Annotated in this window: 23 protein-coding genes; 4 read left to right on the top strand and 19 right to left on the bottom strand. The window is 51.4% G+C overall.

Features of this window, described 5'->3' with window-relative positions; all coding sequences use genetic code 11:
• Nucleotides 1-61: 61 nt before the first annotated feature.
• The 3 genes from menE to menB are packed head-to-tail and all read right to left on the bottom strand — an operon-like array spanning nucleotide 62 to nucleotide 3,419.
• Entirely contained in the window at nucleotides 62-1,561 is a 1,500-nt protein-coding gene (gene menE, locus SPK40_RS14770; RefSeq protein ID WP_330960964.1) for an o-succinylbenzoate--CoA ligase, read from the bottom strand.
• Nucleotides 1,558-2,535, bottom strand: a complete 978-nt coding sequence (menC, locus tag SPK40_RS14765; protein WP_330960963.1) for an o-succinylbenzoate synthase — start codon at nucleotides 2,533-2,535, stop codon at nucleotides 1,558-1,560. The genes menE and menC overlap by 4 nt, the downstream gene beginning before the upstream one ends.
• Nucleotides 2,536-2,552: 17 nt before the next feature.
• The gene (menB, locus tag SPK40_RS14760; RefSeq protein WP_248143352.1) at nucleotides 2,553-3,419 is read right to left on the bottom strand and encodes a 1,4-dihydroxy-2-naphthoyl-CoA synthase; all 867 of its coding nucleotides are present in this window, start codon (nucleotides 3,417-3,419) and stop codon (nucleotides 2,553-2,555) included.
• 456 nt (nucleotides 3,420-3,875) lie between these two features.
• Between menB and SPK40_RS14755 the strand changes: the two genes are divergently transcribed.
• The gene (locus SPK40_RS14755; protein WP_330960962.1) at nucleotides 3,876-7,343 is read left to right on the top strand and encodes an alpha/beta fold hydrolase; all 3,468 of its coding nucleotides are present in this window, start codon (nucleotides 3,876-3,878) and stop codon (nucleotides 7,341-7,343) included.
• A 43-nt stretch (nucleotides 7,344-7,386) separates the two neighbouring features.
• Entirely contained in the window at nucleotides 7,387-8,595 is a 1,209-nt protein-coding gene (locus SPK40_RS14750) for a metallophosphoesterase family protein (RefSeq protein WP_330960961.1), read from the top strand.
• A gap of 111 nt (nucleotides 8,596-8,706) precedes the next feature.
• On the opposite strand, the gene menH is transcribed toward SPK40_RS14750, so the two are convergent.
• The 3 genes from menH to SPK40_RS14735 are packed head-to-tail and all read right to left on the bottom strand — an operon-like array spanning nucleotide 8,707 to nucleotide 12,612.
• Nucleotides 8,707-9,513 (bottom strand): 2-succinyl-6-hydroxy-2,4-cyclohexadiene-1-carboxylate synthase, encoded by an 807-nt coding sequence (gene menH / locus SPK40_RS14745; protein ID WP_330960960.1) that lies wholly within the window; start codon nucleotides 9,511-9,513, stop codon nucleotides 8,707-8,709.
• Nucleotides 9,503-11,281 (bottom strand): 2-succinyl-5-enolpyruvyl-6-hydroxy-3-cyclohexene-1-carboxylic-acid synthase, encoded by a 1,779-nt coding sequence (gene menD, locus SPK40_RS14740; RefSeq protein ID WP_330960959.1) that lies wholly within the window; start codon nucleotides 11,279-11,281, stop codon nucleotides 9,503-9,505. Before menD ends, menH begins: the two co-directional genes overlap by 11 nt.
• Nucleotides 11,281-12,612 carry an isochorismate synthase gene (locus SPK40_RS14735; protein WP_330960958.1) on the bottom strand — a complete coding sequence of 444 codons (1,332 nt, stop codon included), beginning with the start codon at nucleotides 12,610-12,612 and terminating at the stop codon, nucleotides 11,281-11,283. Before SPK40_RS14735 ends, menD begins: the two co-directional genes overlap by 1 nt.
• A gap of 241 nt (nucleotides 12,613-12,853) precedes the next feature.
• Here SPK40_RS14735 and SPK40_RS14730 point away from each other — a divergent pair, with 241 nt between their 5' ends.
• The gene (locus SPK40_RS14730) at nucleotides 12,854-13,093 is read left to right on the top strand and encodes a hypothetical protein (protein ID WP_330960957.1); all 240 of its coding nucleotides are present in this window, start codon (nucleotides 12,854-12,856) and stop codon (nucleotides 13,091-13,093) included.
• A gap of 138 nt (nucleotides 13,094-13,231) precedes the next feature.
• On the opposite strand, the gene SPK40_RS14725 is transcribed toward SPK40_RS14730, so the two are convergent.
• The 13 genes from SPK40_RS14725 to SPK40_RS14665 form a co-directional block, all read right to left on the bottom strand.
• The gene (locus SPK40_RS14725; protein WP_330960956.1) at nucleotides 13,232-14,683 is read right to left on the bottom strand and encodes a bifunctional 2-methylcitrate dehydratase/aconitate hydratase; all 1,452 of its coding nucleotides are present in this window, start codon (nucleotides 14,681-14,683) and stop codon (nucleotides 13,232-13,234) included.
• A 42-nt stretch (nucleotides 14,684-14,725) separates the two neighbouring features.
• Nucleotides 14,726-15,913: a bifunctional 2-methylcitrate synthase/citrate synthase gene (prpC, locus tag SPK40_RS14720; RefSeq protein ID WP_330960955.1), complete on the bottom strand. Its 1,188-nt coding sequence runs from the start codon at nucleotides 15,911-15,913 to the stop codon at nucleotides 14,726-14,728.
• 196 nt (nucleotides 15,914-16,109) lie between these two features.
• Nucleotides 16,110-16,979, bottom strand: a complete 870-nt coding sequence (prpB, locus tag SPK40_RS14715; RefSeq protein ID WP_248142901.1) for a methylisocitrate lyase — start codon at nucleotides 16,977-16,979, stop codon at nucleotides 16,110-16,112.
• Between the two features lie 28 nt (nucleotides 16,980-17,007).
• Nucleotides 17,008-17,730 carry a GntR family transcriptional regulator gene (locus SPK40_RS14710; RefSeq protein ID WP_330961055.1) on the bottom strand — a complete coding sequence of 241 codons (723 nt, stop codon included), beginning with the start codon at nucleotides 17,728-17,730 and terminating at the stop codon, nucleotides 17,008-17,010.
• A 252-nt stretch (nucleotides 17,731-17,982) separates the two neighbouring features.
• Nucleotides 17,983-18,774: an SDR family oxidoreductase gene (locus SPK40_RS14705; RefSeq protein WP_330960954.1), complete on the bottom strand. Its 792-nt coding sequence runs from the start codon at nucleotides 18,772-18,774 to the stop codon at nucleotides 17,983-17,985.
• A gap of 67 nt (nucleotides 18,775-18,841) precedes the next feature.
• Nucleotides 18,842-19,015 (bottom strand): Mpo1-like protein, encoded by a 174-nt coding sequence (locus tag SPK40_RS14700; RefSeq protein ID WP_330960953.1) that lies wholly within the window; start codon nucleotides 19,013-19,015, stop codon nucleotides 18,842-18,844.
• On the bottom strand, nucleotides 18,946-19,344 hold the full coding sequence (locus SPK40_RS14695) for an Mpo1 family 2-hydroxy fatty acid dioxygenase (protein ID WP_330960952.1): 399 nt from the start codon (nucleotides 19,342-19,344) through the stop codon (nucleotides 18,946-18,948). Before SPK40_RS14695 ends, SPK40_RS14700 begins: the two co-directional genes overlap by 70 nt.
• A gap of 169 nt (nucleotides 19,345-19,513) precedes the next feature.
• Nucleotides 19,514-20,440 (bottom strand): DMT family transporter, encoded by a 927-nt coding sequence (locus SPK40_RS14690; protein ID WP_330960951.1) that lies wholly within the window; start codon nucleotides 20,438-20,440, stop codon nucleotides 19,514-19,516.
• The gene (locus tag SPK40_RS14685) at nucleotides 20,433-21,620 is read right to left on the bottom strand and encodes an ATP-grasp domain-containing protein (protein WP_330960950.1); all 1,188 of its coding nucleotides are present in this window, start codon (nucleotides 21,618-21,620) and stop codon (nucleotides 20,433-20,435) included. Before SPK40_RS14685 ends, SPK40_RS14690 begins: the two co-directional genes overlap by 8 nt.
• On the bottom strand, nucleotides 21,617-22,834 hold the full coding sequence (locus SPK40_RS14680) for an ATP-grasp domain-containing protein (RefSeq protein WP_330960949.1): 1,218 nt from the start codon (nucleotides 22,832-22,834) through the stop codon (nucleotides 21,617-21,619). The genes SPK40_RS14685 and SPK40_RS14680 overlap by 4 nt, the downstream gene beginning before the upstream one ends.
• Before the next feature lie 12 nt (nucleotides 22,835-22,846).
• Nucleotides 22,847-23,728, bottom strand: a complete 882-nt coding sequence (locus SPK40_RS14675; RefSeq protein WP_330960948.1) for a 2Fe-2S iron-sulfur cluster-binding protein — start codon at nucleotides 23,726-23,728, stop codon at nucleotides 22,847-22,849.
• A gap of 23 nt (nucleotides 23,729-23,751) precedes the next feature.
• Nucleotides 23,752-24,429, bottom strand: coding sequence for a hypothetical protein (locus SPK40_RS14670; RefSeq protein ID WP_330960947.1), 678 nt, complete (start codon nucleotides 24,427-24,429; stop codon nucleotides 23,752-23,754).
• A gap of 236 nt (nucleotides 24,430-24,665) precedes the next feature.
• Nucleotides 24,666-24,932: a hypothetical protein gene (locus SPK40_RS14665; protein ID WP_330960946.1), complete on the bottom strand. Its 267-nt coding sequence runs from the start codon at nucleotides 24,930-24,932 to the stop codon at nucleotides 24,666-24,668.
• Between SPK40_RS14665 and SPK40_RS14660 the strand changes: the two genes are divergently transcribed.
• Nucleotides 24,931-25,512, top strand: a complete 582-nt coding sequence (locus SPK40_RS14660) for a chloramphenicol phosphotransferase CPT family protein (protein WP_330960945.1) — start codon at nucleotides 24,931-24,933, stop codon at nucleotides 25,510-25,512. The two genes, SPK40_RS14665 and SPK40_RS14660, sit on opposite strands and share 2 nt — an antisense overlap.
• Nucleotides 25,513-25,622: the final 110 nt, after the last annotated feature.

The following is a 25,622-nucleotide window of genomic DNA, read 5'->3' as shown; positions in this document are numbered from 1 at the left end:
TATCGCATATCATGACTCACTCACAAAAATCAGAGACAAACATTCTGATAAAAAGGCAGCATCACAATGTTTTTATTAGCCGAGCGTCACCAGCGTGATCTGCAAACCAATCTTTCATGGCTTGTCGTGACACTTTGATGCCCGCCTGCGGCAACTTGGGCATGGGGTAGAATGCATCCGGGATTTTGAAGCAGTCGAGTTGATTAGCCAGCCAGTGCGGCAGGTTCAAAGTGGACGGGTCTTCAGCGGCGTCGATCAGGGCGATCGGACGTGCGCCGTATTCGTCGCATGCAACCGGAATGACGATACTTTGATGAATCGCAGGGTGGCGATTCAGCACAGCTTCAATTTCTTCGCAGTGGATATTTTCGCCGCCGGAGATGAACTGATTATCGGCCCGGCCAATGATACGGAGTTCGCCGTCGACCCACAGCCCCAGATCCTTCGTATCAAACCAGCCCTGTGCATCGTTCAGCGGAGTAAGTTGGCCCTGATGATAATAGCCACTGGCGAGTGTCTGGCCGCCAATATAAATCCGGTTGTGTCTCAGTTGCACCAGCCGGTTTGGCAAAACCCGTCCGGCACTTGCAACCGCATCGACTTGCTTGGCGGTAACGGTGGAAGCGGCTTCTGTCATGCCATAGCCCAGCCAGGTCTCAATGCCCCGTTGCGCGGCCTGCTGACACAGAGGCAGAGGAACATCACTCCCGCCCAGCAGCACATGGCTGAGTTTCAGTCGCTTGGGCTGCGGCTGCTCCAACTGATCCAGCAGCCGTTTGAGCTGCGTCGCCACCAGTGAGGCATGGGTAACGCCCTGAATATCATCCTCCAGCTTTCCGCAGCCGATTTTCAGACAGGCACCGGCACTCAGCCAGCGATAGAGAATCGATAATCCGGAGGCGTGATACATCGGCAGGCTCAGCAGCCAGCAGTCTGTTTGCTGAAACGAAAACACATCCAGCAAACCACGGGCAGAAGCCAGATGCTGCGCCTGCGTATGCGCGACCGCCTTCGGGGCACCGGAAGAGCCGGAAGTGAAAATAATGGACGCGATGGCGTTCACATCCGAAAGGCTGAGAGCACAGTCGGCTTCAGGCTGAATCGCCAGATCCAGCAGTGTGGCGTCTGTCGTCAGCGCTTGCCAATCCGGCTCAGAAAAACGATGACGGGCCTGCTCGCTGAACCACAAAAACCGTACCCGTGCTTTTAGATTTGGCCCTTTTTGATCCAGCTCTTTTGGATTCAGCCCTTTTGGATTCGGTTCAGTTGCATACAGGACATCCAGCTTCTCCCGCAGGGGCAACACAGGCTGTGGCATGGTCAGCGCGGTGATGGCGCCCAATTGCAGGCAGGCCAGATGCAGCAGCACCAGTTCCGGGGCATTCTTTCCGACCGCCGTCACCACAGTGCCGGGTTGCACGCCCTGCTGCGACAAACTGTTTGCCAGCGCATGAATCCGCACCGTCAGTGTCTGCCAGCTATATGCCGTATCCGGCGTGATCAGTGCGATCTGATCGGGCTGAACAGTTGCCCATGTCTGCCAGAGAAAATGCTCACTCATGACTGCCACACCAAGGTTTGATCATCCAAGCCCTGAAGGGGTAACGGGCTGCCCGGCCAGGAAATTTCAAGTTGTGCCTGAAACAGGTGCAGGGTATCCAGTCCCGGCGTGCTGTCGGGTAACAGCCAGTGCGATAAACGGGCAAGCTGGGTTAAGCCAAGGCTGGACTCGAGACTCGAACTGATGACGGCATCCATCCCCAGTGTTTTCGCCTCACGAATGATCGCGGCGCACTGCTGCACCGAACCGATCAGACTCGGTTTCAATACGATGGCAGCCGCACCGGACAAATCTTCCAAGCGGAAATCCGGTTGTCTCACTACGTGCTGCAAAGTTTCATCCCAGGCCAATGGCAGACCGCTGTCTGACGTAAATGCCAGACTGTCTTGCGGCTGTCGGCAAGGTTCTTCGATGAAAACAATATGAGCAGCAGAAAATGGCGTCAGATGGCTGGCAAACTGCCGTGCCTGTTCCGGCAGCCAGGCACGGTTGGCATCCAGACGTAACGTCAGATTCGGATAAGTTGCCAGCAGCTGATTCACCCGGACTGCGTCCTGAGCCGGAGACTCCCGACCCACTTTCATTTTGGCAACCCGGTGTTCCGGTGTCGGGCAGGCATCGGTTTGTCCACTCAGCAAAGGCGCAGTCCTGAACTGGCCTTGTGCAGGCAGCTGCCCCGCACAGGTCAGTTCAGCCATCGACAAGCCAAAAGCTACCGAAGGAAAAAGTCCGGAATCCAGCAAAGGCAATCCACGGACCCAGCCAGCCAGTGCACCTTTCGCCTGTTGGGCCGCCTGATCCGGTGACTCCGCACTCAAGCCGGACAGCGGGGCGATTTCCCCGAGGCCGCTGCATTCCCCCTCTTGCAGCGCGACAACATACCCACGTCGTTCAGTCAGATGTTTACCCCGGAGCACGACCCCGCTGTCCATCGGCAGTTGATAACGGTAAAGTTTTGCCGAGCGCTTCATCATGTCTTCTTCCCGTGCAGTTACGGGTTTCGTTTAAATTTGTTGAAATCCGGCTGACGCTTTTCATTAAAAGCGTTCCGACCTTCCTGACCTTCTTCCGTCATGTAGAACATCATGGTGGCATTCCCGGCCAGCTCCTGTAACCCGGCCTGACCATCGCAGTCGGCGTTCAGCGCTGCTTTCAGGCAGCGCAGCGCCATCGGGCTGTGCTGAAGCATTTCGCGGCACCAGCGAACGGTTTCTCTTTCCAGTTCAGCAAGCGGAACCACGGTATTGACCAGGCCCATATCCAGCGCTTCCTGCGCATCATAGAAACGACACAGGAACCAGATTTCACGTGCTTTTTTCTGGCCGACGATCCGGGCCATGTAAGACGCGCCCCAGCCACCGTCAAAAGAACCGACTTTCGGGCCCGTCTGGCCGAATTTGGCATTCTCCGCCGCAATGGTCAGGTCACACATCATGTGCAGTACATGACCGCCGCCCACGGCCCAGCCTGCCACGGACGCCACAACCGGTTTCGGACAGGTGCGGATCTGACGCTGAAAATCCAGCACATTCAGATGATGCGTGCCTGCGTCATCCTGATAACCGCCGTAATCGCCCCGCACTTTCTGATCGCCGCCGGAACAGAACGCATCTTCACCCAATCCCGTCAGAATGATCGCCCCGACTTTGTCGTCATACCGGGCATCTGCCAGTGCATGCATCATTTCTTTCACGGTCTGGGGCCGGAAGGCATTGCGTACCTGTGGCCGGGCAATCGTGATCCTGGCAATCCCATCGTCAGATTTGTGGTACTGGATATCCGCATACTCATGACCACAGTTGATCCATTCAATCGGTGCATACAAGGCTTGTTCTGAAATGCCTGTGGTGATTGTCATATGTACTCCAAAAACAAAGAAAATTTTTAAATTCGCCTGTCCCTGTACGGCGATACTGGTGGTGAGCATAGCACTGCCACCAATCCCCAAACTTTGTTTTTGCGCATAGTTAGAACCAGTTCGTAAGTCTGACTGTATCCACCACATCTTTTTCTGCCTGTTCCAATTAAGGCACAGCCTTTGTACGAGTTTTGTGATCGGCCTGATAAGCGCCCTTCGCATACTCAACTACACTCACTTTGTGGTGCATTCTGCTCTCTGTATCAACAGGTTCACACTCTGTCCCGCCGCAGGATGAATCACATTGCGGGTTCAATCTGGTCTTGCCGGAAGACACAGGTTCAACGGTCGCAATTTCAGCAAACAGAACCTGCCGATGATGCCGTTCGGTAACACGCACAATCTGATGAAGGCGTGAACAGCATGAACCCCGAACGCCGACGGAGAACATTCAGGATGAACCGCATCTCACTTCCGAATACTCAACTGAAAGAAAAGCACCGTTATCAAGTCATCGTCATTGGTTCTGGTTATGGCGGTGCAATTTCTGCCTCACGACTCGCCCGGGCCGGCATGTCGGTCTGCCTGCTGGAACGCGGTAAAGAAATACTTCCGGGAGAGTTTCCCGAGACCAGAGAACAAGCACTCGAAGCATTACAGTTTGATACCCCGGACGGCAAAATAGGCTCCGCAACCGGCCTGTACAACATCCATGTGAATCGGGAGCAGAATGTCGTGGTGGGGTGCGGATTGGGCGGCACCTCACTGATCAATGCCAACGTGTCATTGGAACCTCAGCCGGAAATTTTCGACGATCCCAGATGGCCGCAAGCCCTCAGAGCCGACAAAGACACGCGCTTAAAAGAAGGCTTCGATTTAGCCAGAGACATGCTGAAACCAACGGTTTATCCGGACGATTACCCGAAGCTCAGGAAAATGACTGCACATCAAAAGAGTGCCGACGCGATGGCTCAGCAGTTCTACCGCGCGCCGATTAATGTCACCTTTGCCACACCGGAAAACGGCACCAATCACGTCGGGGTTCCCCAGCAAGCCTGCAACAATTGCGGAGACTGTGTTTCAGGCTGTAATACCGGCGCCAAAAATACAACGCAAATGAATTACCTGCCCGATGCTTTCAACCATCAAGCAGACATTTACTGTGAGATTTCCGTCAGCCATATCGAGAAAAGCGAACAAGGCTGGCTCGTGCACTATCATCTGCTTGAAAACAACAAAGACAAATTTGAACCGGAAACCCGCACCATCGGAGCGGATATCGTGATTGTTGCAGCGGGTACCATGGGCAGCAACGAAATCATGCTGCGCAGCAAACACCGGGGACTCAGTGTTTCCGGTCACTTAGGCAAAGGTTTTTCCGGCAACGGCGATATTCTGGGATTCGGTTATAACTGCGATGACATCATCAATGGTATCGGCTTTGGCGACCGCGACCCCAGCGAGATGGCTCCGGTGGGCCCTTGTATTACCAGTGTCATCGACATGCGTCACGGCGATGACAGGACAAGCCGGATGGTGATTGAAGAAGGTTCAATCCCGGGGGCACTCGGCAAATTCATGACGCCGGTTTTAGCGGGTGCGGATGTATTTATGGGCAAAGACCCGCACCGGAGCGTGGCGGAGTGGCTGAAGAAAGAAGGACAAAAACTGAACAGCCAGCTGTTCGGCCCGTACCGGGGAGCGATGAACCGGTTGCAGACCTATCTGATCATGAGCCATGACAATGCCGCCGGTGAACTCCGGCTGAAAGACAACAGACTGCGCATCAAGTGGAAAAATGTGGGTGAACAGCCCAACGTCCTCAAAGGGAATCAGAACTTGCATCAGGCCACCCAAGCCCTGGGAGGCGATTACATTCAGAACCCGATCTGGACCAAATTACTGCGCCACAGTCTGGTGACCGTGCATCCGCTGGGCGGATGCAACATGGCGGATTCGGCTGAACAGGGTGTGGTCAATCATAAAGGGCAAGTCTTTGACTCAAGCCACGGCACTTCCGTGCACCGCGGCCTGTACATCTCCGATGGTTCAGTGATCCCCATGTCGATTGCCGTGAACCCGCTGCTGACCATTTCTGCGATCACAGAGCGTTGCTGTCAGTACATTGCCGCGGACTACGGCCAGAGCATTCAATATGACTTTTCAGATCAGCCACAGCGCCCGCCCGTTTCGCGGGATTTCCCAACTGCGGCACAAACCCCAGGCATCGAATTTACTGAGACCATGAAAGGGTACCTCTCCGCCGAAATATCCGGTGACATAGATGAGGAAAACACATCGCTCTACCACGATGCTTATCAGCTTGGAAAACAGCAACAACAGCCCATCACGTTTACCCTCACCATTCGCTCGGACAACCTGAAGGAAATGATTGCCACTTCAGCACACAAAGCTGGCATCACCGGGACGGTCATCATACCTCTCTTATCAGAGAACCCCCTGACGGTGGAGCAGGGCTCCTTCCAGCTGTTCGTGACTTATCCGAAAATGCCGAATGCCAAACACATGGTGTATTCAATGATCATGTGCAGCGAAACAGAGGAGCGTTTTCTCTTCAGCGGCTACAAAATGATCCGAGATGACCCGGACTCGCTGGACATCTGGCAGGACACCTCCACCCTGTACGTCACCATCCGGCGGGGGACACAGAAGGATTCCCCGGTGATCGCGACAGGCGTCATGCAACTTGAAGCCGCCGATTTTCTGAAACAGATGACGACGATGAAAGTGCTCAATGCCCCGGACAAGCAGTCCCGGCTCCGTGCACTGACGAAATTTGGCAAGCATTTCGCAGGCGCCTTATGGGAAAGTTACGGCAGCATTTTTGCGAAACCATATCGGTTTAACCCCGAAGCACCCCCGCGACAAAAACGGCCGCTGAACGCGCCGGCACCTCAGGTGCATTTCTTCAACACGGAAGATAACGTCACCCTGCGCCTGACCCGTTACCCTGCAGGCAGCAAAGGACCGGTCATGCTGGTGCATGGACTGGGAGTGAGTTCAGACATTTTTTCGACCGATCTGATCGACACCAACCTGTTAGAGTTCCTCTGTGCGCATCAATACGATGTGTGGTTACTGGATTTCAGGGTCAGTATTGATCTTCCGGCCGCCCGTCAGCAATCGAATGGTGATCAGGTCGCGCAGTATGACTTTCCGGCCGCAGTGCGAAAAATTCAGGAAGAGACCGGCAAAGATTCCATTCAGGCCGTTGTGCATTGCTGGGGCGCTTCAACCTTTTTCATGGCTTTACTCAGCGGGTTAACCGGCATTCGCTCCGTTGTTTGCTCGCAAATTGCAACCGACGTCGTGGTTCCCACGGCCACACAGGTCAAAACGGGGCTGCATATCCCTGCATTTCTGGAAAAACTCGGAGTGGATTCGCTCACCGCCTATGTCGACAGTCACGAAGGGTGGAGCGAGCGGCTCTGGGATAAAGCGCTGGCGGTTTATGCGCTGGCTGAAGCTCAGGGGCAATGCAGCAATCCGGTCTGCCACCGGGTGACCTTCAACTATGCCCCTTTGTACAGACACGCTCAATTAAACGAAGCACTGCACCGCAATCTGCATGAATTGTTTGCCGAGGCCAATATCGGCGCGTTTCAGCATCTCGCCGAATGCTGCCGGGCCGGTTTCCTGACGGATGCCGAAGGACATAATCGTTACCTCCCTCATCTGGAGCGGCTCCGGCTGCCGATCTGTTTTATTCACGGGGCCATGAACGAATGCTACCTGCCCGAAAGTACGGCGCTCACCTATCAGACGCTGGTGAACCGGTTCGGACCGGAGCACTACACACGGCATGTAATTCCCGATTACGGACACATTGATTGTATTTTCGGGCGCAATGCCAGCCGGGATGTCTACCCGCTCATCGTGAAACACCTGGATCAGACCGCATGAAAGCTGTCTGAACATACTTTATTCAGCACTCATAACGGGGACAATGATGGACGAATCAGCATTAAAGCAGCGCCTGAAAACCGCTTATCAGAACTTTAAAAATCGGGTCTCGGTTGAAGTTCATGATGCAGTCATGCAAAAACTGAACGACATCCACATGCAAGCACAGAGACTGGTTGATGGCCAGGACGGAAAACTTGAGGGGCATGAGTTCGCACATGTCCTGAGTTTGCTGGATCTGGTGCCGGAAGGGGGGCACAAGCTGCCAACCGACAAAAGTCTGTTCCCGACACGAGTCGAATCCGATGGTGAACTGCTCGGAGTCGGTCAATGGGAATTACTGGATCCGGACTGGGCTATTTCATTCGAACAATGGCTGATCCACATTGACGACAAAGCCTCATTTCAAGACCAGCCCCAAAGAATTCCTATTCCCGATGATATTGATATTGCGATTTGCGGCGACTGGGGAACCGGGCCATGGAAACCGGATGCCCCGAGTACAAAAGTTGCCACACAAATCGTGAAATGTGCCCCGCAGCTCACGATCCATCTGGGCGATGTTTATTACGCCGGTACAGCTCAGGAAGAAACGGACAACTTAGTTGAATGCTGGCCCATGGGCAGCATGGGCGGCTTCACGCTCAATTCAAATCACGAAATGTACAATGGCGCACATTCTTATTTTGAAATCGCTTTGCAAAAGAAATTTGTACAGCAACGCGGCTGCAGCTTTTTCTGTCTGGAGAACAGCCACTGGCTGATTGTTGGTCTGGATACAGCGTATGACGCCGATACCTTTGATTTCTACCTGAAAGGCAAAGTCAACCAAACTCAGCTGACCTGGCTGGCACAGCTGCCCAAAGATAAAAAGGTCATTGTGCTATCGCACCATGAAGGACTGGCGATTGATGGCCGGAATCACGGCTCCTGTTACCAGCCGGTGGTCGATGCACTGGGACGTGCTCCCACCTTCTGGTTCTGGGGACACCTGCACAACGGGATTGTTTATCAGTCGCAGGCTGGCATGCTGGGTCGTTGTGTCGGCCATGGCGCAATTCCCTACGGAAACGCCAGAATGCTGCAAGGGAATCCGGACATTGCCTGGTACGAAACCCGGAATGCCAACGACCCGAACATCCCGCTGCGCGTGAAAAACGGATTTGCGTTGGTGCAGTTACAGGCCGCACAACTGACTGAATCCATGATTGATGAAGACGGCGGAGTGCCCTTCCATCAGGTCCATGCCTGACCATACGTACGCGTGACTATTTGTATGCATGACCATTTGTATGAATGGCAAAGCGGCCATCATGTGTCGTGACATCACCCCCAAACGGGTGCATGTCACGACACCTCTGGCTTATGCCTGTTCAGATTTAGGCAGCAGAATCCGCCGGTCGATAAGGTCCCGGAGCACCCGGGCAAACACCTGCGGCTGTTCATGATGGGCATTGTGCCCCGCCTCTGGAATCCGGGTCGACGGTAACCCGCTCTCCAGCGCCAGCCGGGTAAATTTACGGTCCTGCGCGCCAAACAGGTAATGTACCGGCACCGGCTGTGCTTTCAGCAGTGCCAGCAGGTCATCCTGCCGGGCCAGAGAGGTTGCCAGCAGCATGTGCGCAACGCTGTCACCACGATTCTCACTTCGCTGAATCACCAGATGCTGTTTTTGTGTCGCCTGAAGAGAAGTAAACACGGGCTGCTGATACCAGTCCTTTAATACCGTACTCACGGGCTCCCGCCTGAAACGGCGTGCCCAGCGTTGATCATGCCGCCAGCGTAAGGCTCTGCAACCCGCTGAAGCCAGCCCGAAGTGCCCGCCTTCGACCACCAGCCCCCGGATATCCAGCGGCGCAAACAGCCCGTTGGCGACCCCGTGCATCGCAATCCGGCCCCCCAGTGAATAGCCGACCAGCACGACAGGACGGCCCGATAAATTGCCCGCAAGCAGCGTTTCCCTGACCTGAAGGACTGCCTCATCGAACGAGCCACACCACACGCCATGGCTCTGACCATGACCGGGTAAATCCACCGCCACACACGTGTGCGTCTGCAGATACGCCGTGCAGGAACGCCAGTCATCGCCATTTCCCAGCAGACCATGCAGAAATACCAGAACCGGCTGTTCCGGGTCACTGCCTTCAGCATGAAAACGGCTAAAGAGCATGCAGCCTCCGGATCAACTGACTGAGCTGTCCGGCTGCCTGTCCCGGCAGCGTTTGCACCTCGACCAGCAAAGCCCCTGTTCCTGAACTGCCTGTCCCCGAACTGAGGTGTTCGCTGACAACCGACTGGTACTCCGCCAGCGTCTCTGCTTTGCAGTAACCTAAACCAAACTGGCGGGCAGCATGCCCAAATGCATAGCCATGGGGCATCTGATATAACCGCTGCTTGTCGTCTTCCGGTACCGGCAGCAAATCAAAAATTGCCCCTCCGTCATTGTTGGTAACCACAATCACGACAGGAACCGTACAATGGCTCAGTAATGCCAGTGAGTTGAGATCGTGCAGCAGCGCGGTATCTCCCAGCATCAGCATCAGGGGCGTACCGGTGGCCCGCTGCACACCAGCCGCTGTGGCGACCAGCCCGTCGATCCCTGATGCACCGCGATTGGAATAAACCGCGCGTCCCCCGAAAACGGTCAGCATGTCCACCAGCCGGGCGATCAGGCTGTTGCCGAGAAACAGACTGGCTTGCTGCCCGCGCTGACTCAGATCCATCGCCAGTGCCATTTCAGTGAGACCCGGCTGTTCTGTACGATCCTCATCCAGCAGCGAGCGGATTTTCCGGGCAGCACTTTGGGTCAGCCCGCTCCAGCTGTTTCGGGCGGCATTTGTGTGTTGTGAAGACATATCCGCCGGTAATACCGCCAGAGCTGCGCGGATCCAGTCGGAGATCTCCGCAACCATCTGTCGCTGCGGCAGGTGACTCTGATTATTCCTGTTGCTATCCGGCGACACATACCAGTAATCACAGGTGCCTTTTCTCACCTGACCGGCCAGCCACTGATTCAGACGCTTGGAAATCAGCCGCGGACCAAATTGCAGGATCAGCCGGCAATCATTCAGCGGCGCTGCCAGCTCAGGGTGCTGCAGCCAGAGATCGTAATGGGCCCAGTCACTGCTGATCCCGGATTGCGGATCACACAGCAGCGGACAACCCAGTTTTTGTGCCAGTTCCGCCACAGCCCGGGCATCACTGGCGGACAAATCACCGGCAATCATCACCACATTTCCGTCCGCCAGTGCAGAGCAATCCGGCGGCAACGCAGGCGCGGCTTTGCCCATGTCATACTGCACATAAGGCGCGGCCTGTGTCAGCCAGTCACCCAGTGCACGCCCGTAAGCGCTGTCTTCTGCCAGCCCGGCATCTCCGTAAAGCGGTTCCGGGAAAGGACAGTTGAGATGCAGCGCACCGCCTTCACACCGCTGTCGATGCATCAGCGCATCCACTGAAGTCAGCAACCAGCTCAGCGGCACGTTTTGCGACGGACTGGGCAGTTCCAGGCTGGCCGTCACATGACTGGAGAACAGCCCCGGCTGATAAATGGCCTGATTGGCACCACAGCCAACCAGTTCAACCGGGCGGTCTGCGGTCAGCAGCACCAGTTTTTCCCCGGTCAGTCCGGCTTCAACAACGGCAGGTAACAGATTGGCGACAGCCGTGCCGGACGTGACCACCACCGCCACGGGCTGACCACTGGCCTTCGCCAGACCAAGTGCCAGAAAACCCAGTCCGCGTTCATCAAAGTGGGTATGCAAGGTCAGCTTTGGGTTCGCATCGGCTTCCAGTGTCAGCGGCGTCGAGCGCGATCCCGGCGCAATACAAATATGGGCAACACCCTGCCGGGTCAGTTCTTCCAGCAGGATTCTGGACCAGAGGCGGTTCAACTCAGCCTGCGCGATTGGTTTATCGCCTGAAACTTCTGCCACCATCAGGCCACCTCCGATACAGTCAGATCAGATCGTACATCCGTGAAAAGCGCCAGCAGGGTCGACATTTTCTTATCCACTTCCTGCCATTCGCTGGCTGGATCCGAACCCTGCACAATGCCAGCCCCGGCAAATAATTGAAGTTTTTCGTCAATCAGGTACGCACTGCGCAGGGCGACACAGAATTCTGCTTTGGGCAGGCTGACATAACCCAGCGAACCGGCATACCAGCCCCGCTCAAATGGCTCATGCTTCAGAATAAACTGCATTGCTTTGTGACGCGGTAACCCCGCGACAGCTGCGGTCGGTTGCAAGGCATGCAGCAGTCTGACGCCGCAAACGTCAGGTTTCAGAACGCCGCTGATGAGCCGCTTGAGGTGCTGCACCTGACGCAGCCTGACCAGACTGACCGTATCTTCGGCGGACAGTGAATCGGTATAAGGGCGCAGACGATCAAGAATATCGTCAACGACATACTGATTTTCCTGCAGATTCTTGGCATCCAGACAAAGCCACCGGCCCAGCCGCTGATCGTGGGCTCCGCTTTTGCCCCGGCCAATGGTCCCGGCCAGCGCTTCGGTCTGCAGAGCACGATCTTCCCGGCGGTACAAACGCTCCGGCGTCGAACCGAGAAATGCCCGTCTTGCATCGAATGCCAGCAGGAAGTGAAAACTGTCGCGATTTTCCTGCTGGCTGGCTTTCAGAACCTGAGCTGCGGAGCAGGCCGAATCGAATCCGACTGTGGTCTGACGCGCCAGGACCACTTTATCCATGAACTGTGCCCGGATGTCGCTCAGCGCCCCCCTGACCAGTTTGTGCCAGCCGTCTTGAGCGGGTGCGTGCCGAACCGACACAATCTGCGAGACAATCGGCGGTACCGACGGGTACTCACTGACCAGTTGCTGTAATACCTTGATTGCTGCGTCTTTGCCCGCGTGCAGGTTCACCGCCAGCGACCATTGCTCACCCGACCGGAGCAACTCAAGATGCGGCAGAAAAAAGAAAGAAGACTTCGCAGGATCAGGGTTGTCAGCCTGACCATCAAATGCCCGGCATCCCCAGATGCGCTGCTCTCCCTGCAGCAGCGCATAGGCGGGCATCGGGTCTGAAAACGTTGCTTGCTGCCCCAGCGCGACCACTTCTTCGACGCCATTCCGGGAATGCCAGTACAGTTTCGGGTAAACCGGCTGCGCATCAAACCAGTCAATGCAAGGATTGACCGAGTCGCCCGTCCGGGATCGTTCACCCACAGGCTCAACCAGACGTACGACGTCTGCAGAAGCCCTTTTGATACGTTCAATCAATGTGGCCGTAGCCTGACAGAAGTGAAACATCTTGACCTCGCTGAACAGATAATCCGACCGATCCATCCCTGCATTCTATTCACAGAGAAAGTTACAAGGCTGAACCAGATCAAAGTTGGCCGTATTTCCGGAGGGAATAAATAGTGTGTCCCGGAATCTTGAAGTTTTTTTCATCGTCCTTATATCCCTGATCAGAAAGCCCCCATTTTCAGCCCGTTTATTTTTTTAGGGATAACAGGAACAGTGTTCCTGCCTGATGAAAGAGGTGAGCATGCTGATGCAATTTCCAAGGCTGCATCTGGAACTGACAGAAAGCCGCCAGACATTCAACCCGGCTGGTCAACCCAAACTCAGTCAACACGCTTGGCCCGCATGTCAGACCTTTCCGGCAAGACCGGTCAATGACAGCACATTTCGTCTGCCCCGGGTACAATTTGTCATGGTCATTGCTGTAAAACGCGAGACGGAGCAACTGAAACCACTGAACAGTCAACCGCCTGTGCTTCATTAACAATTCGCACAATGAACGACTCTGGTTTCAGGAGAAAACGTTCAGAATGCTGCTGCCGGATCAAAGCCATAAAAAACCGGCGCATCATGCGCCGGTGTCAATTTGAAAGTTCTGAATCCGGACTCAGCCGGAATCGGCTCAGTTAATCACAAACAGTGACATGAACTCATGAACCGGGGTGGCTTCCAGTTTGGCCTGATCGCTGCAAAGTTCGAAAATCTTGTCGCAGCTGCCCTGCGGGAAGCGGGTTTGCAGATTCCGTTTAAATTTACGTTCCAGTACCGGAATCCCTTCTTCACGGCGACGGCGGTGACCAATCGGATACTCAACCGACACTTTTTCCGTGCTGGTGCCATCGTTAAAGAAGATCTGAATTGAATTCGCGATCGAACGCTTGTCAGCTTCCAGATACTCCGCGCTGTAGCGTTTGTCTTCAATCACTTCCATCTTGCTGCGCAGCACATCAATGCGACTGTCACCCCGGTGGAATTCGTCTTCATAGTGCTCGGCAATCAGATCACCGTGAATCAGCGGCACCGCAATCATGTACTGCAGACAGTGGTCACGGTCGGCCGGGTTCGCCAGATCGCCGGATTTGGAAATAATCCGGATGGCAGATTCATGCGTGGTCACTTCAATCCGCTCGATATCATCCAGACGATCTTTAACCTGATGATGCAGTGCAACGGCACATTCAACCGCTGTCTGAGCGTGAAATTCTGCCGGGAAAGAAATCTTGAACAGCACGTTTTCCATCACATAGCTGCTGAAATCCTGATTGACCTTGAACGGCTGCCCGTTAAACAGCACGTCGTAATAACCCCATTTCGGCGCGGTCAGTACAGACGGCAGTCCCATTTCACCTTTCATCGTGATCATCGCCAGACGCACCGCACGGGACGTCGCATCCCCCGCAGCCCATGATTTCCGGGAACCGGCATTCGGTGCGTGACGGTAAGTCCGCAGCGAACACCCGTCGACCCAGGCCTGAGACACCGCATCAATGATCTGATCCCGGGTGCCGCCCAGCATTTTGGTGACCACAGCCGTTGAGGCCACACGCACCAGCAGCACATGGTCCAGACCGACCCGGTTGTAACTGTTTTCCAGTGCCAGTACGCCCTGAATTTCGTGGGCTTTGATCATCGCTGTCAGTACATCGCGCATCGTCAGCGGCGCTTTGCCTTCTGCGACCGCAACACGGCTGAGGTAATCTGCCGTGGCCAGGATACCGCCCAGGTTATCCGACGGATGGCCCCATTCCGCTGCCAGCCAGGTGTCGTTGAAATCCAGCCAGCGAATGATACAGCCGATATTAAACGCCGCGGTCACCGGATCCAGCTCATGCGACGTCCCCGGTACCCGCGCGCCGTGACGCACAGTCGTGCCCGGAACCGTCGGCCCCAGATGCTTGGTACACTCCGGGAAACGCAGTGCCAGCAGACCGCAGCCTAAGGTATCCATCAGACAGTTCCGCGCCGTGTTATAAGCTTCCGCTGAGGTGATCTCGGTCTGCGCGACATAATCGGCAATTTTTACCAGCAGTTCATCAGGTTGCGGGCGTTCATTCAGTTCAACGTTGAGGCTCATTCATCTTTCCTTTTACTTCAGAGTCTTAAATTAGGGTCTAACTTATTTGCGTTTATCAATCGGCAGCCATTCCTGATGATCCGGACCGATATAATCGGCACTCGGACGGATAATCCGGTTGTTGGCGCGCTGTTCATACACATGAGCCGCCCATCCCGTGACCCGGCTCACCACGAAAATCGGGGTAAACAGCTTGGTCGGAATGCCCATAAAGTGATAAGCCGAGGCATGGAAAAAATCGGCATTGGCAAACAGTCCTTTTTCGCGTTTCATTACGGCTTCCACCCGTTCAGAAACGGCATACAGACGGGTATCACCCACATCCTGAGACAGCTTGTGCGACCAGGCTTTGATCAGCGCATTGCGCGGGTCAGATTCGCGGTAAATCGCATGGCCGAAACCCATGATTTTTTCTTTATGCGCCAGCATCTTCAAAATATTGGCTTCCGCTTCATCCGGCGTTTGCCAGTGTTCGATCATCGCCATCGCCGCTTCATTGGCCCCGCCGTGCAGCGGACCACGCAGACTGCCAATCGCCGCAGTAATGCAGGAATGCAGATCCGATAACGTCGACGCACAAACCCGGGCCGTGAAAGTCGAGGCATTAAATTCGTGCTCAGCGTAAAGAATCAGTGAGCAGTGCATCACCTGCTTGTGCAGTTCAGAGGGCGCTTTCCCGGTCAGCATTTCCAGGAAGTAGCCGCCGGTACAGTCCTGATCAGAACCGGCAGTATCAATCCGGACGCCGTCATGGCTAAAGCGGTACCAGTAGCAGATGATGGCTGGCAGCAAGGCCAGAATCGTGTCGGTTTTCTCTGCCTGCTGACTGAAATCCGTTTCCTGATCCAGATTGCCCAGCATTGAACAGCCGGTACGCATCACGTCCATCGGATGGGCATCTGCCGGAATCGCTTCCAGCACAGTTTTCAGCGCATCCGGTAAACCGCGTTTGGCTTTCAGCGTTGCTTTGTACTGATCCAGCTCGGCCTGTGTCGGCAGCTTGCCTTTCAGCAGCAGATAAGCGACTTCTTCAAACTGCGCATGGTTCGCCAGATCCGTAATGTCGTAGCCGCGGTAAGTCAGGCCGGTGCCGGTTTTGCCGACGGTGCACAGCGCCGTACTGCCGGCACTCTGACCGCGCAGTCCTGCGCCGCCCAGGGGTTGATTGTGTGAACTGTCCTTGTCTGCCGTGTGTTGATTATCCGCTGTCACTGAATGTGTCGCAGTCATTACAGGCTCCTTTCTTCACGTTGTGTCACGTTATGGATTTGGCCCGGTTCCGGGCAGAGACGCTTACGTCATACGCCTTCTCATGATGATGTTCTTTCTCTGTTGTTTATTCGCTGATGTTCTTTCGCAAATGCTTTGCCGCTGATGTTGCCCGCTTCTCACACCCCGTGAACGGCGAAGCGGCATGTCTCAGGCCTTACCGGCCACTGAACAATTGATCCAGTTTTTGCTCATATTCATGGTAGCCAAGATATTGATACAGCTCCTCACGGGTTTGCATTTGATCCACGACGTTGCGCTGATGTCCGTCTGTCAGCAAATGCTGATATACATTCAGTGCCGCCTGATTCATGGCCCGGAAAGCTGACAGCGGATACAAGACCATCTCCACACCCTGTTCTGCGAGCTCATCACAGGAAAACAGTGGTGTCTGGCCAAACTCGGTGATATTCGCCAGTACCGGAACTTTGACCGCATCGACAAACTGGCGGTACTGCTCCAGGGTGTTCATTGCTTCCGGAAAAATCATGTCGGCACCCGCTTCGACACAGGCAATCGCCCGTTCAATCGCCGCATCCATCCCTTCGACCGCCAGTGCATCGGTACGAGCCATAATGACAAAGCTCTCATCCTGACGGGCATCCACCGCAGCTTTGATGCGATCCACCATCTCACTCTGAGACACAATCGCTTTATTCGGGCGATGGCCGCAGCGTTTTTGAGCCACCTGATCTTCCATGTGCACCGCGGCAGCACCTGAGCGCTCCATCTCCCGAATCGTCCGGGCAATATTGAACGCACCGCCAAAACCGGTATCAATATCCACCAATAGCGGTAATTCACAGGCTGCGGTGATCCGACGGACATCTTCCGTCACATCGTTGAGGGTGGTAATGCCCAGATCCGGCAGCCCGTAAGATGCATTGGCTATGCCGCCGCCGGAGAGATAAATTGCCTGATGTCCCACCTGCTGAGCCATCATGGCGCAGTAGGGATTAATGGTGCCGACCACCTGCAACGGGTGATTGTCGGCCACCGCCTGACGAAAACGCTGTCCTGGTTTCATGAGTAACTCCTTGTTTGATTTGGTTCATTCAGCGCGCTGACGATTCATCCTTTCTCAGCTGGCTTTCAATCAGTGTCCGGCTGCGCATGATGTGGCGACGCATCAGCATTTCAGCCAGTTCGCCATCACGGTCCCGGATCGCAGACAAGATCTGAACGTGTTCGTTGAGTGCGCGCTCGGGACGGGCATGTGAGCGGGGCGACTGATACCGGTACATACGCAGCAGATGATAGAGCTCATCACACAGCAGACTGATCAGCTTGCTGTTGCGGCTGGCCTTGATGATTCGGTAGTGAAAATCAAAATCGCCATGCTGATGAAAATAAGAAGCGCCATCCACTTCTTCGATATGTTCCTGATGCTGTCTGAGCAGATGATCCAGCCCGTCCAGTTCTTCTTCCGTGATGTGGGCGCACGCCTGACGGGCAGCCATGCCTTCCAGCGCTTCACGAACCGCATAAATCTCTGCCAGTTTGCCCGGGCTGAGCGCCACCACTCTGGCCCCAACATGCGGTATCCGTTCAACCAGCCCCAGTGCTTCCACCCGCATCATGGCTTCACGCAGCGGCCCGCGACTGACGGCAAACTGCCGCGCCAGTTCAGGCTCAGAAATTTTGCTGCCTGCCGGGAATACGCCCGTGACAATCCGTTCTACCAGCACTTCCAGCAGGCTGTCCGATTTGGTTGGCTCTTTGGTGTTCTCGGCTTTTCCTGAAGCACCCACCGAAACGACCTTCACATTGTCGACAATATCAATACTCACTGCACTTACCACCAGGCTATAAAAAGCTCAAAACCACACATTGTTAACAATTAGATGTTGATAGAGCAAAAATAGACCGGAAAGTGCAATCCAACAAGTTGATTGTTTAAAGATAATGAATTGCTGGCATTGAGATTGTCGACAATGTGACAGACATCGAGAAAGAATTGAGAAAAGTTCAAGAGAGATTTCAGAAAGGGAGGTTCGCGATATCCGGGGGCATGCACGCCCCCGAATCGGTTAACGATAGCTCGTTTTTGCAGTCATCATGTTAAACAGCTGCGGGAAAAATCGTTTGATGGTCGGTGCCCAGCCACTGATCCCTTTGCCGATCACCACCTCATCTTTCCGGGCGGCAATGGCTTTCAGCATCTGGCGTGCTGCATCCGCCGGATCCATGCCATTTTCAATGGAAGCTTCCGGCTTGTTTTGCGCAACGCCCTGTCCGTTCAGCGAATTATGACCAATCGCCGTTTTCACGGAGCCCGGGCAAATCGTCAGGCAATGAATACCGTGCTGACTCACCTCAGCCCGCAAGCAATCCATAAAACCGACCACGGCATATTTCGAACCGGAATAGCCCGTCCTGAATTTCGATCCGACTTTTCCGGCCACACTGCTGATTGCCACGACACTGCCGCCCCCGGTTTCGATCATCCGCGGCAACACGGCTTTGGTCATTGCCACCAGACCGAAGTAGTTCACCTCCATCAGCTGGCGGTACACTTTGAATTCATTTTCCAGAAACAGGCTGCGTTGTGAAATCCCGGCATTGTTCACCAGAATGTCGACACGACCCACCTCGTCCAGCACCGCCGGAATGTCCTGCATCAGCCTTTCCGGCTGCGCCATATCCAGCGGCACGACTTTGTGATTACCCGGCGCAAGATCGGCTTTGATCGCCGCTAACTTCTCTGCATTCCGGGCCGAAAGAATGACATTTGCCCCTTCCTGAGCAAACTGCACCGCTAACTCGCGTCCGATTCCGGAAGAAGCACCGGTGATCCAGACGGTTTTATTCTTAAACAGCATGACATCTCCTTGTCTTGATTTGCTATTCAGAGTTTCAGGGTCTGATGACCCTAGCCTTTATCCTCGATCATGGCTGAACAGGACCTGCATGCTGATCAATATAATCGGCTAAAGACTGGTAATAACCCAAAAGAAACAGAGCCTCGGCCAGTACAAACAACGGACCAATGATCAGTCCGACAAGATCATCCACAAACGCCGGTTTCCTGCCTTCAAAATAGTGCCCGATAAACTGAAACACCCAGCGACAATGAACAGGCTCAGACTGATCCCCAGCCAGCCCGACATTGGCAGCGACGCGACAGGCATCGCTGCTACCGTCATGACAATCAAAATGGCAGCCATGATGGCTCCCAGCGACCCGCTGAGACGGAGATAAAAAATCACGCACAGTGCCACAGCAATATAGGCGCCATTCAGCACCACGGTACCGAGAACAAACTCGGTTCTGGCCAAGAGGCAAATTGCCGCAAATACGATGGCAGGAATCCCGACAAAATGGGTCAGAATATTCCGCCTGGAGCGGTGATAGCGCGCGTAATTCGTCAATTGCTCTTCCAGTGTCTTCATGCATCCTCCATGGCGTTTACTGTTACTTGAGCGTCCGCTGCCTTTAAGCTTTTACTCTAATGCCAGGTAAACAACATGTGAGAGTGCCGATTCTGTGATGCCGCCGATAAAGAAAGAGACAAAAAAGCCAGCCCGCAGGCTGGCTTCAAACGCTGGCACACTCGCAAGCTTATTTCACTGATTCAGAAGCCAGCTTATTTTTCCGCCATGATTTCAATTTCGACAATTTCACTTCATGAATCAGAATCGCGGCCAGAATGCAGGCACCACCCAGCATCTGCATGGACGTGACCAACTGCCCCAAAAACACAAAACCCAGAATTAAGGCAAAAATTGGCTCAGATAATTCGACCAGCTGGACGGTCTGGCTTTTCAAAATGGTCAGTGATTTGGTGGTACACCAGAAGCCGCCAATCGTCGGCAGCAAAGCCAGCAGCAACAGTGTCAGCCAGACATCATTTTCCACACCGACAACACCAGACATGGAGAATGGAATCATCAAATAAACCAGACCAAACATCAGCAGACCACAAACCGGAATCAATCCGCCGCCAATATCCAGCTTTTTGTTCAGCACCAAGAACAGTCCGTAACCGACACCCGCCAGCACCGCAAACAGGAAACCGGTTTGATCTGAATTGGCAATATTTTCATTTTCCAGAAAGATTAAATACAGACCCAAAACAGCAAACAGTACCGACATCCATTCCTGACCTGTCAGGTTTCGTTTTTCAAACAACGCGTTCGCAAAAAAAGTCACCAGCGTCGAAACACCAAACAGTAAGAAAACGACCACAGCAACATTGAGCGTTTCATAAGAAGCCGTTTCGAAAAAATACAACATAAAAAAGCCGAAGAAACTGCACACGGCCAGGGATTTCCATTTCGATTTCAAATATGTCATCAACGCCGGTAATTTTCCGGTCACGCCAAGCACCAGAAGAATGATCACAAATGCAACCACGCATTTATAAAATGCAACCGCTTCAGAGGGCAGGCCAGACTGAAACAGATTAACACTCAAAATACCAACCATGCCGTTAAAAAATGCCGCCAGTAATGCCAGAACGACACCAAATATGTGTTTCTTATCCATTAGAATTTCCTGTTACTGCGAGTGGAGTAATTGATGAGCTTACCAGAGACATACATTGAACAATTGCGTCCCGGACTTCAATAGAATTCTCTCCTTCGAAGTGAACTCTTGCGGGTATCTCATCATAGGAGAACTCCGTACTTTCACCACTTGAATTAAATTCCTGGAATGTAACATTCGGATGTTCTAACTGAAATCCATCGGCCAACTGATATCCGGATTCAAACGGATTCGGAACCATCAGAAATCCGGTTACTTTCGTTTCTACCGCTTTCACGGTCTCTCCAAGTGAAGCCTTCGTCCACAAATCGAAGAGATCTACCCCTTCATTATTGTAGGCAACAAATGGTATTTCACCACCGCCCACTCTTCCGCCAATTTCCAAAAAGTAAAAATCATCACCATTTTCAATGACTTCTAAGTGGACGGCTTGATTTTTTATGTTCAGTAAGTCCGCGACTTGATACGTAAATCGTTTTAATTTTTCATTGACGGATTTATCGTCAATGGTAAATGAGCCAAGCGGGATTTTATTTCTAAAATCAAGGCAGGTATTGATATATTTAGAAACTTTGAAATATGGCATCTCATCATGAGAAAGAACGGCATCAACATGATATATCTCACCTTCTATAAACTGTTCAATCTGATACCCTTCAAAGCGCTCCAGAGATGGAATATCTTCGCTTGAAAAAATCTTCTGAACACCTTCAGATGCAGCACCGACTTCCGGTTTGATGATGCAGGGATAACCATATTTCGAGATGAAATCCGTGATATCCTCATGCCGCTTCACCGCCTGAAACATCGGGAACAGAATATCCGACTGCATGAGTGCAGATTTCATCAGTACCTTATTTCGATACAGATCATTATCTTCAACTTTAGCGCCTGGTATCCCTAATGCGTCCCTGATCATGGAAGCACTATCCAGATCATACTCTGAATGTGCGATAACCAAATCAATCCGATCAACCTGATTCATTTCAATCGCAGCGGATAAAACATCTTCACTCTTTAATGCGTCCAGCGCCTTAACATGCAAACAAGTCTTCGGATCGATATATTTTGTTTTATTCTTCAAAGTCACGAATGACACTTGAAAATCATTGTGATCAATATATTTTTTGTAATCTGAAAACATATCATCATAACGATTGATAACTAAGACATGTTTCATAATAATCCCACCTCAGTATTCACTTCATGTACGACACTTTTGATTTCATGATAATCATCGCCGGAGAAAATAAAGTAACCAACGCGTGAGGTCCAATCCTGATGACTACCTAATACATCCCCATGATTAAAGTATATTTCATGCTTTTTGAAAAACTTATGACTCATATACTTTTCAATCGAACTCAGCTCAGTGAAAACCTCTTTGTTCCCTCTGGGGATAAATGAAATTGCAGAAACCACTTTCGGCAAATCAGATCGGGTAATATTCCGGTTTGTATAGGCTGCAATGGTCATCTGTGCTAAGTCGACACCATAAGACTGCTTGATTAACTCGACAATCTTGTCGCCAGGCATCCTCGCCGCCATTTCGATAGCCACAGGCTGACCTTCTGGGCGAACTCTCAGTTCCAGATGGAAAGGACCAATATTGACACCGATAGCGTTCACAACCGCTTCCGCATACTGGCGGATTGTACTCGCGATTGATTCACAGATGTCATGCCCGACAATATGGCCAAACTCGACAAAGTAAGGCTCTTGTCCCAGTACTTTTTCAGTAATGGATACAATTTCTACCTGATTATCAATGACGACACCTTCAACACTGAATTCATGCCCCGGAATATATTCTTCAATAATGAATTTTCCGGACGATACAAAATCCAGATCGTTAAGCGCAGACTGAGACAACCTTGTGACCACTGCAACGAACTCATCAATATTGTCCACTCGTCTGACTTCGGTACTTCCCGACATATCAACCGGCTTGATAACCGCAGGAAAAGTAAAACCATCCGGCAATTCAAGCGGCTGAAGCTCCGTCTCTTTATCGATTGAAAAGTAATGAATATGGCTCAGCTGAGTTTCTTTCAATTTAGTTCTGAAAGCATACTTATCCCGAACGAAATCAATCACAGCTTCGTCCAGATGTGGTAAACCAAAATATTTTGCTAACTGAGAACAGACCGGAACTGTATATTCAGAACCAGGGAAAATGGCTTCAACATTGCCAAGTTCTTCAATGGCGTCCACCAGCGCATTCATATCCCTGGAGTCGACTTTAATAACCGATTGAACCAGGCTTCTTAAATCGTGGCTTAGCTTTCTTTCTCCTTCATCAATACAAAGGATATGTAAATCGATTCCCATTTCTGCTGCCGCATGGATATATGCGGTTCCAGATGATACTGGATCTATGACGACAATACTCACATGACCTTCCTGCTAACCAAAATATTCGATTTCTTTATTATCAAGTATTGAAACTTTCTCTGTCACAGCCGTTGAGCCGACAGAAACTGTAAAAAATTCTTTCGAGATAAATCTATCAATATCATTAGCATCCCAGTCAGGAAAACGGACATTCTGAACATGAACACTGCAATCAACTCTGCTTGTGAACTCGCGAATGCAATTTTCATGATAAAAACTCAATGACGATCTGTTGATTGCAATCACATTGATGCCTTCCAGTGCGTGTTTCTCTGAGAGTTCTAATGCTCTGGAGAGAGCGGCCCCCATCCCACTCCCACCGGATATAACATTGATAGATCGACTCATTTCCTCATACCTTGGCACAGGAATATTCACGATTTGATATCGAACTTCATCACCGGGATTTAATGTTAAGAACCAGTTCGAAAAAACGCCGTCTTCTTTTAACTTCACATGGATACGTAAAAGATCAAATCCATCTTTATACATAGTGACCAGAGAATAACTTCGGGTGACTTTCAAATCATGACTAAAAATATTCACGATAGATTTAGACGTGAAGAATTGTTTTTTTATTTTTATCTGAATTTCTATGATTGATTTATCCAAATATTCAATCTGACGAATAGTACCAATTGAATAATTACTGACATAAGGTTCAATCGTTATATCAGTCAAGGCTTTGCTGACACAGGGTAAAAACATGTTTGGGGTGTTTACCATCTTACCGTTTTCCATCACTTGTCCAGCAACCAGCTTACAGCGACAGACCCGGCATACACCATTTAAACACCCCTTTGTGATGTAATCACTTGGGATATTATTGATTAAATTATCTTCAATGTCAGAAAATATCTCGATGTCAGATATTTTAATTTTTATCTCAGGCATATTACATCACTATTGATTAACAACTATAGCGTATTTGCTCTTAGCTCTGTGAAATATTCACCGACCATAGGAATAAAGGCTTCAATATGTTGAATTGCCAGTTTTACATCATGATCGTTTTTAATCACAGTTGACAGCATCTCTGTCATCATACCGCTATGATCTTCTGCTTCATCAAAGGCAACGTGAGAAGCAGCACCACTGACTTCTTCCTGCCCCAAATAAGAGCCAGCTTTTTGAGTGATGAATGGATTATAATTATCGCCATAATACTCCAGGAACCAATCCCAGATAATCGCGGCTAACGGGCCAAAACGCTCGACACTATAGGTCAGATAACCCATTAATTTAATTGTTGATGGAAAAGCATTTTCATCTTTTACATCTGCCATTGTATAGCCATATTTGATCAGGTCTTGAGAAAACATCTCATCATGACCTAACTCATCATACAGATAATAAGACAATTTCTTTGCCGCTGGAATATTACCCTTACATGCAATCGTAATTGCTCTCGCATCCAGCTCATTATTCATATTAATGCGGATGACACATTCAAGAATATGACGTTTATAATATTCTTTGTTAAACCAGTCGCTTTGATGAAACTCACCCGTTACAGAGTCTTTTTCAAACTCTTTCTCCAGAAGTTCATTGACTTTATTTTCTAAGCTTTTAATAACATTTTCATTGATAAACATGATCATGCTCACTATTTGTAATAAAAGTTACCACTTTCAAAAACAAAATTTTGAAAGTCACTTATGTAACAAAAGAATCACAATGCAACAACATACATATGACCTGCACGCAAAGTATCTAACAGTTTATTGCCAAACAACGCACTAATTATAAAACCTCGAGACACTTCACAGTCCTGAAAAATTTAACTTTCTATGCTTTTTATTGATATTCAATTCAGTAACAAGGGAATCAATCACTTGAAATATCTTTCAGGTAAAACCCGGGAAATATAATGCTTAAAAGGATTTTTAAACCATTGAAAATTCATTCGGATGTCATACTGAACAGCAGGTATAGCAACACAAACATCCGGCATCCGTTTATTTTCGAAAAAGAAAAGCTCTCTTTTTAAATGAGTCACTGATAACCCATCACTTCCCGTAAAAGCAAAAAGACAATATTTACAGAAACCGATACGATGGAGCGCATTCAACTGTGTAAAGGATATATAAAAACGCATGGACATCATCTTTCTCAACGGCCCCAGCAGCTCAGGCAAAAGTGCAATTGCCAAAGCGTTACAAGGCGTGATGGCGGACGATTACCTTCATATCGGGATTGATACTTTCATCGCAATGATGCCTGCCAAAGCCAATACCCTGAATGAATCCGACACACCGGCTCATGGCTTTTACTGGCGGACCACCCTGCTCAATCAGCAGCCCGTCAATCGCATTTCCTCGGGTCCGTACGGCAAGGCTGTCAATGATGCCTATCGCACCACAGTCAGGCATCTGGTTGATGCCGGACTGAAAGTGATCGTGGATGATGTGCTGAATGGTTCGGAAGAAATGACTGTCTGGCAATCGGTGCTGGCTGGCAAAAACTGTCTGTATGTCGGCGTGACCTGTTCAGCAGAAACCCTGATTCAGCGCGAACAGCAACGGGGAGACAGACACACCGGCTCGGCCATTGAACAGGCATCCCGGGTGCATTGCGGCATTGAATATGATCTTCTCATTCATACAGACGACTGTTCCCCGTATGACAGTGCAAAACAAATTCATGATTTCATCGTCAGTCATGATTCAGCCCGATGAGATTGACTGATATATTTCAGCAAATCGCTCGCCTGCCTCTTGATAATATTCGCAACCATCTTCATATCAGAAAGATGTTCATTCTCTGAGCAGTCTCAGCTGCGTTTTTA

It is taken from the genome of Photobacterium sp. 53610 (genome assembly GCF_036409375.1).
In the GTDB taxonomy this organism is placed as follows: Bacteria; Pseudomonadota; Gammaproteobacteria; order Enterobacterales; family Vibrionaceae; genus Photobacterium.
Note: the sequence above shows the minus strand (reverse complement) of the source record. Positions and strands in the feature narration are given on the sequence as shown.

Bases quoted from the DNA above. Each gene is read 5' to 3' on its own strand.
- SPK40_RS14675 (WP_330960948.1), bottom strand. From the start codon at position 23,728: ATGCCTGAGATAAAAATTAAAATATCTGACATCGAGATATTTTCTGAC.
- menC (WP_330960963.1), bottom strand. From the start codon at position 2,535: ATGATGAAGCGCTCGGCAAAACTTTACCGTTATCAACTGCCGATGGAC.
- SPK40_RS14755 (WP_330960962.1), top strand. From the start codon at position 3,876: ATGAACCGCATCTCACTTCCGAATACTCAACTGAAAGAAAAGCACCGT.
- SPK40_RS14735 (WP_330960958.1), bottom strand. From the start codon at position 12,612: ATGTTTCACTTCTGTCAGGCTACGGCCACATTGATTGAACGTATCAAA.
- SPK40_RS14665 (WP_330960946.1), bottom strand. From the start codon at position 24,932: ATGCGTTTTTATATATCCTTTACACAGTTGAATGCGCTCCATCGTATC.
- SPK40_RS14730 (WP_330960957.1), top strand. From the start codon at position 12,854: ATGCTGATGCAATTTCCAAGGCTGCATCTGGAACTGACAGAAAGCCGC.
- SPK40_RS14690 (WP_330960951.1), bottom strand. From the start codon at position 20,440: ATGGATAAGAAACACATATTTGGTGTCGTTCTGGCATTACTGGCGGCA.
- SPK40_RS14670 (WP_330960947.1), bottom strand. From the start codon at position 24,429: ATGTTTATCAATGAAAATGTTATTAAAAGCTTAGAAAATAAAGTCAAT.
- menH (WP_330960960.1), bottom strand. From the start codon at position 9,513: ATGCTCTTTAGCCGTTTTCATGCTGAAGGCAGTGACCCGGAACAGCCG.
- SPK40_RS14750 (WP_330960961.1), top strand. From the start codon at position 7,387: ATGATGGACGAATCAGCATTAAAGCAGCGCCTGAAAACCGCTTATCAG.
- SPK40_RS14685 (WP_330960950.1), bottom strand. From the start codon at position 21,620: ATGAAACATGTCTTAGTTATCAATCGTTATGATGATATGTTTTCAGAT.
- menB (WP_248143352.1), bottom strand. From the start codon at position 3,419: ATGACAATCACCACAGGCATTTCAGAACAAGCCTTGTATGCACCGATT.
- menD (WP_330960959.1), bottom strand. From the start codon at position 11,281: ATGGTGGCAGAAGTTTCAGGCGATAAACCAATCGCGCAGGCTGAGTTG.
- prpB (WP_248142901.1), bottom strand. From the start codon at position 16,979: ATGAAACCAGGACAGCGTTTTCGTCAGGCGGTGGCCGACAATCACCCG.
- SPK40_RS14695 (WP_330960952.1), bottom strand. From the start codon at position 19,344: ATGAAGACACTGGAAGAGCAATTGACGAATTACGCGCGCTATCACCGC.
- menE (WP_330960964.1), bottom strand. From the start codon at position 1,561: ATGAGTGAGCATTTTCTCTGGCAGACATGGGCAACTGTTCAGCCCGAT.
- SPK40_RS14725 (WP_330960956.1), bottom strand. From the start codon at position 14,683: ATGAGCCTCAACGTTGAACTGAATGAACGCCCGCAACCTGATGAACTG.
- SPK40_RS14705 (WP_330960954.1), bottom strand. From the start codon at position 18,774: ATGCTGTTTAAGAATAAAACCGTCTGGATCACCGGTGCTTCTTCCGGA.
- SPK40_RS14660 (WP_330960945.1), top strand. From the start codon at position 24,931: ATGGACATCATCTTTCTCAACGGCCCCAGCAGCTCAGGCAAAAGTGCA.
- prpC (WP_330960955.1), bottom strand. From the start codon at position 15,913: ATGACTGCGACACATTCAGTGACAGCGGATAATCAACACACGGCAGAC.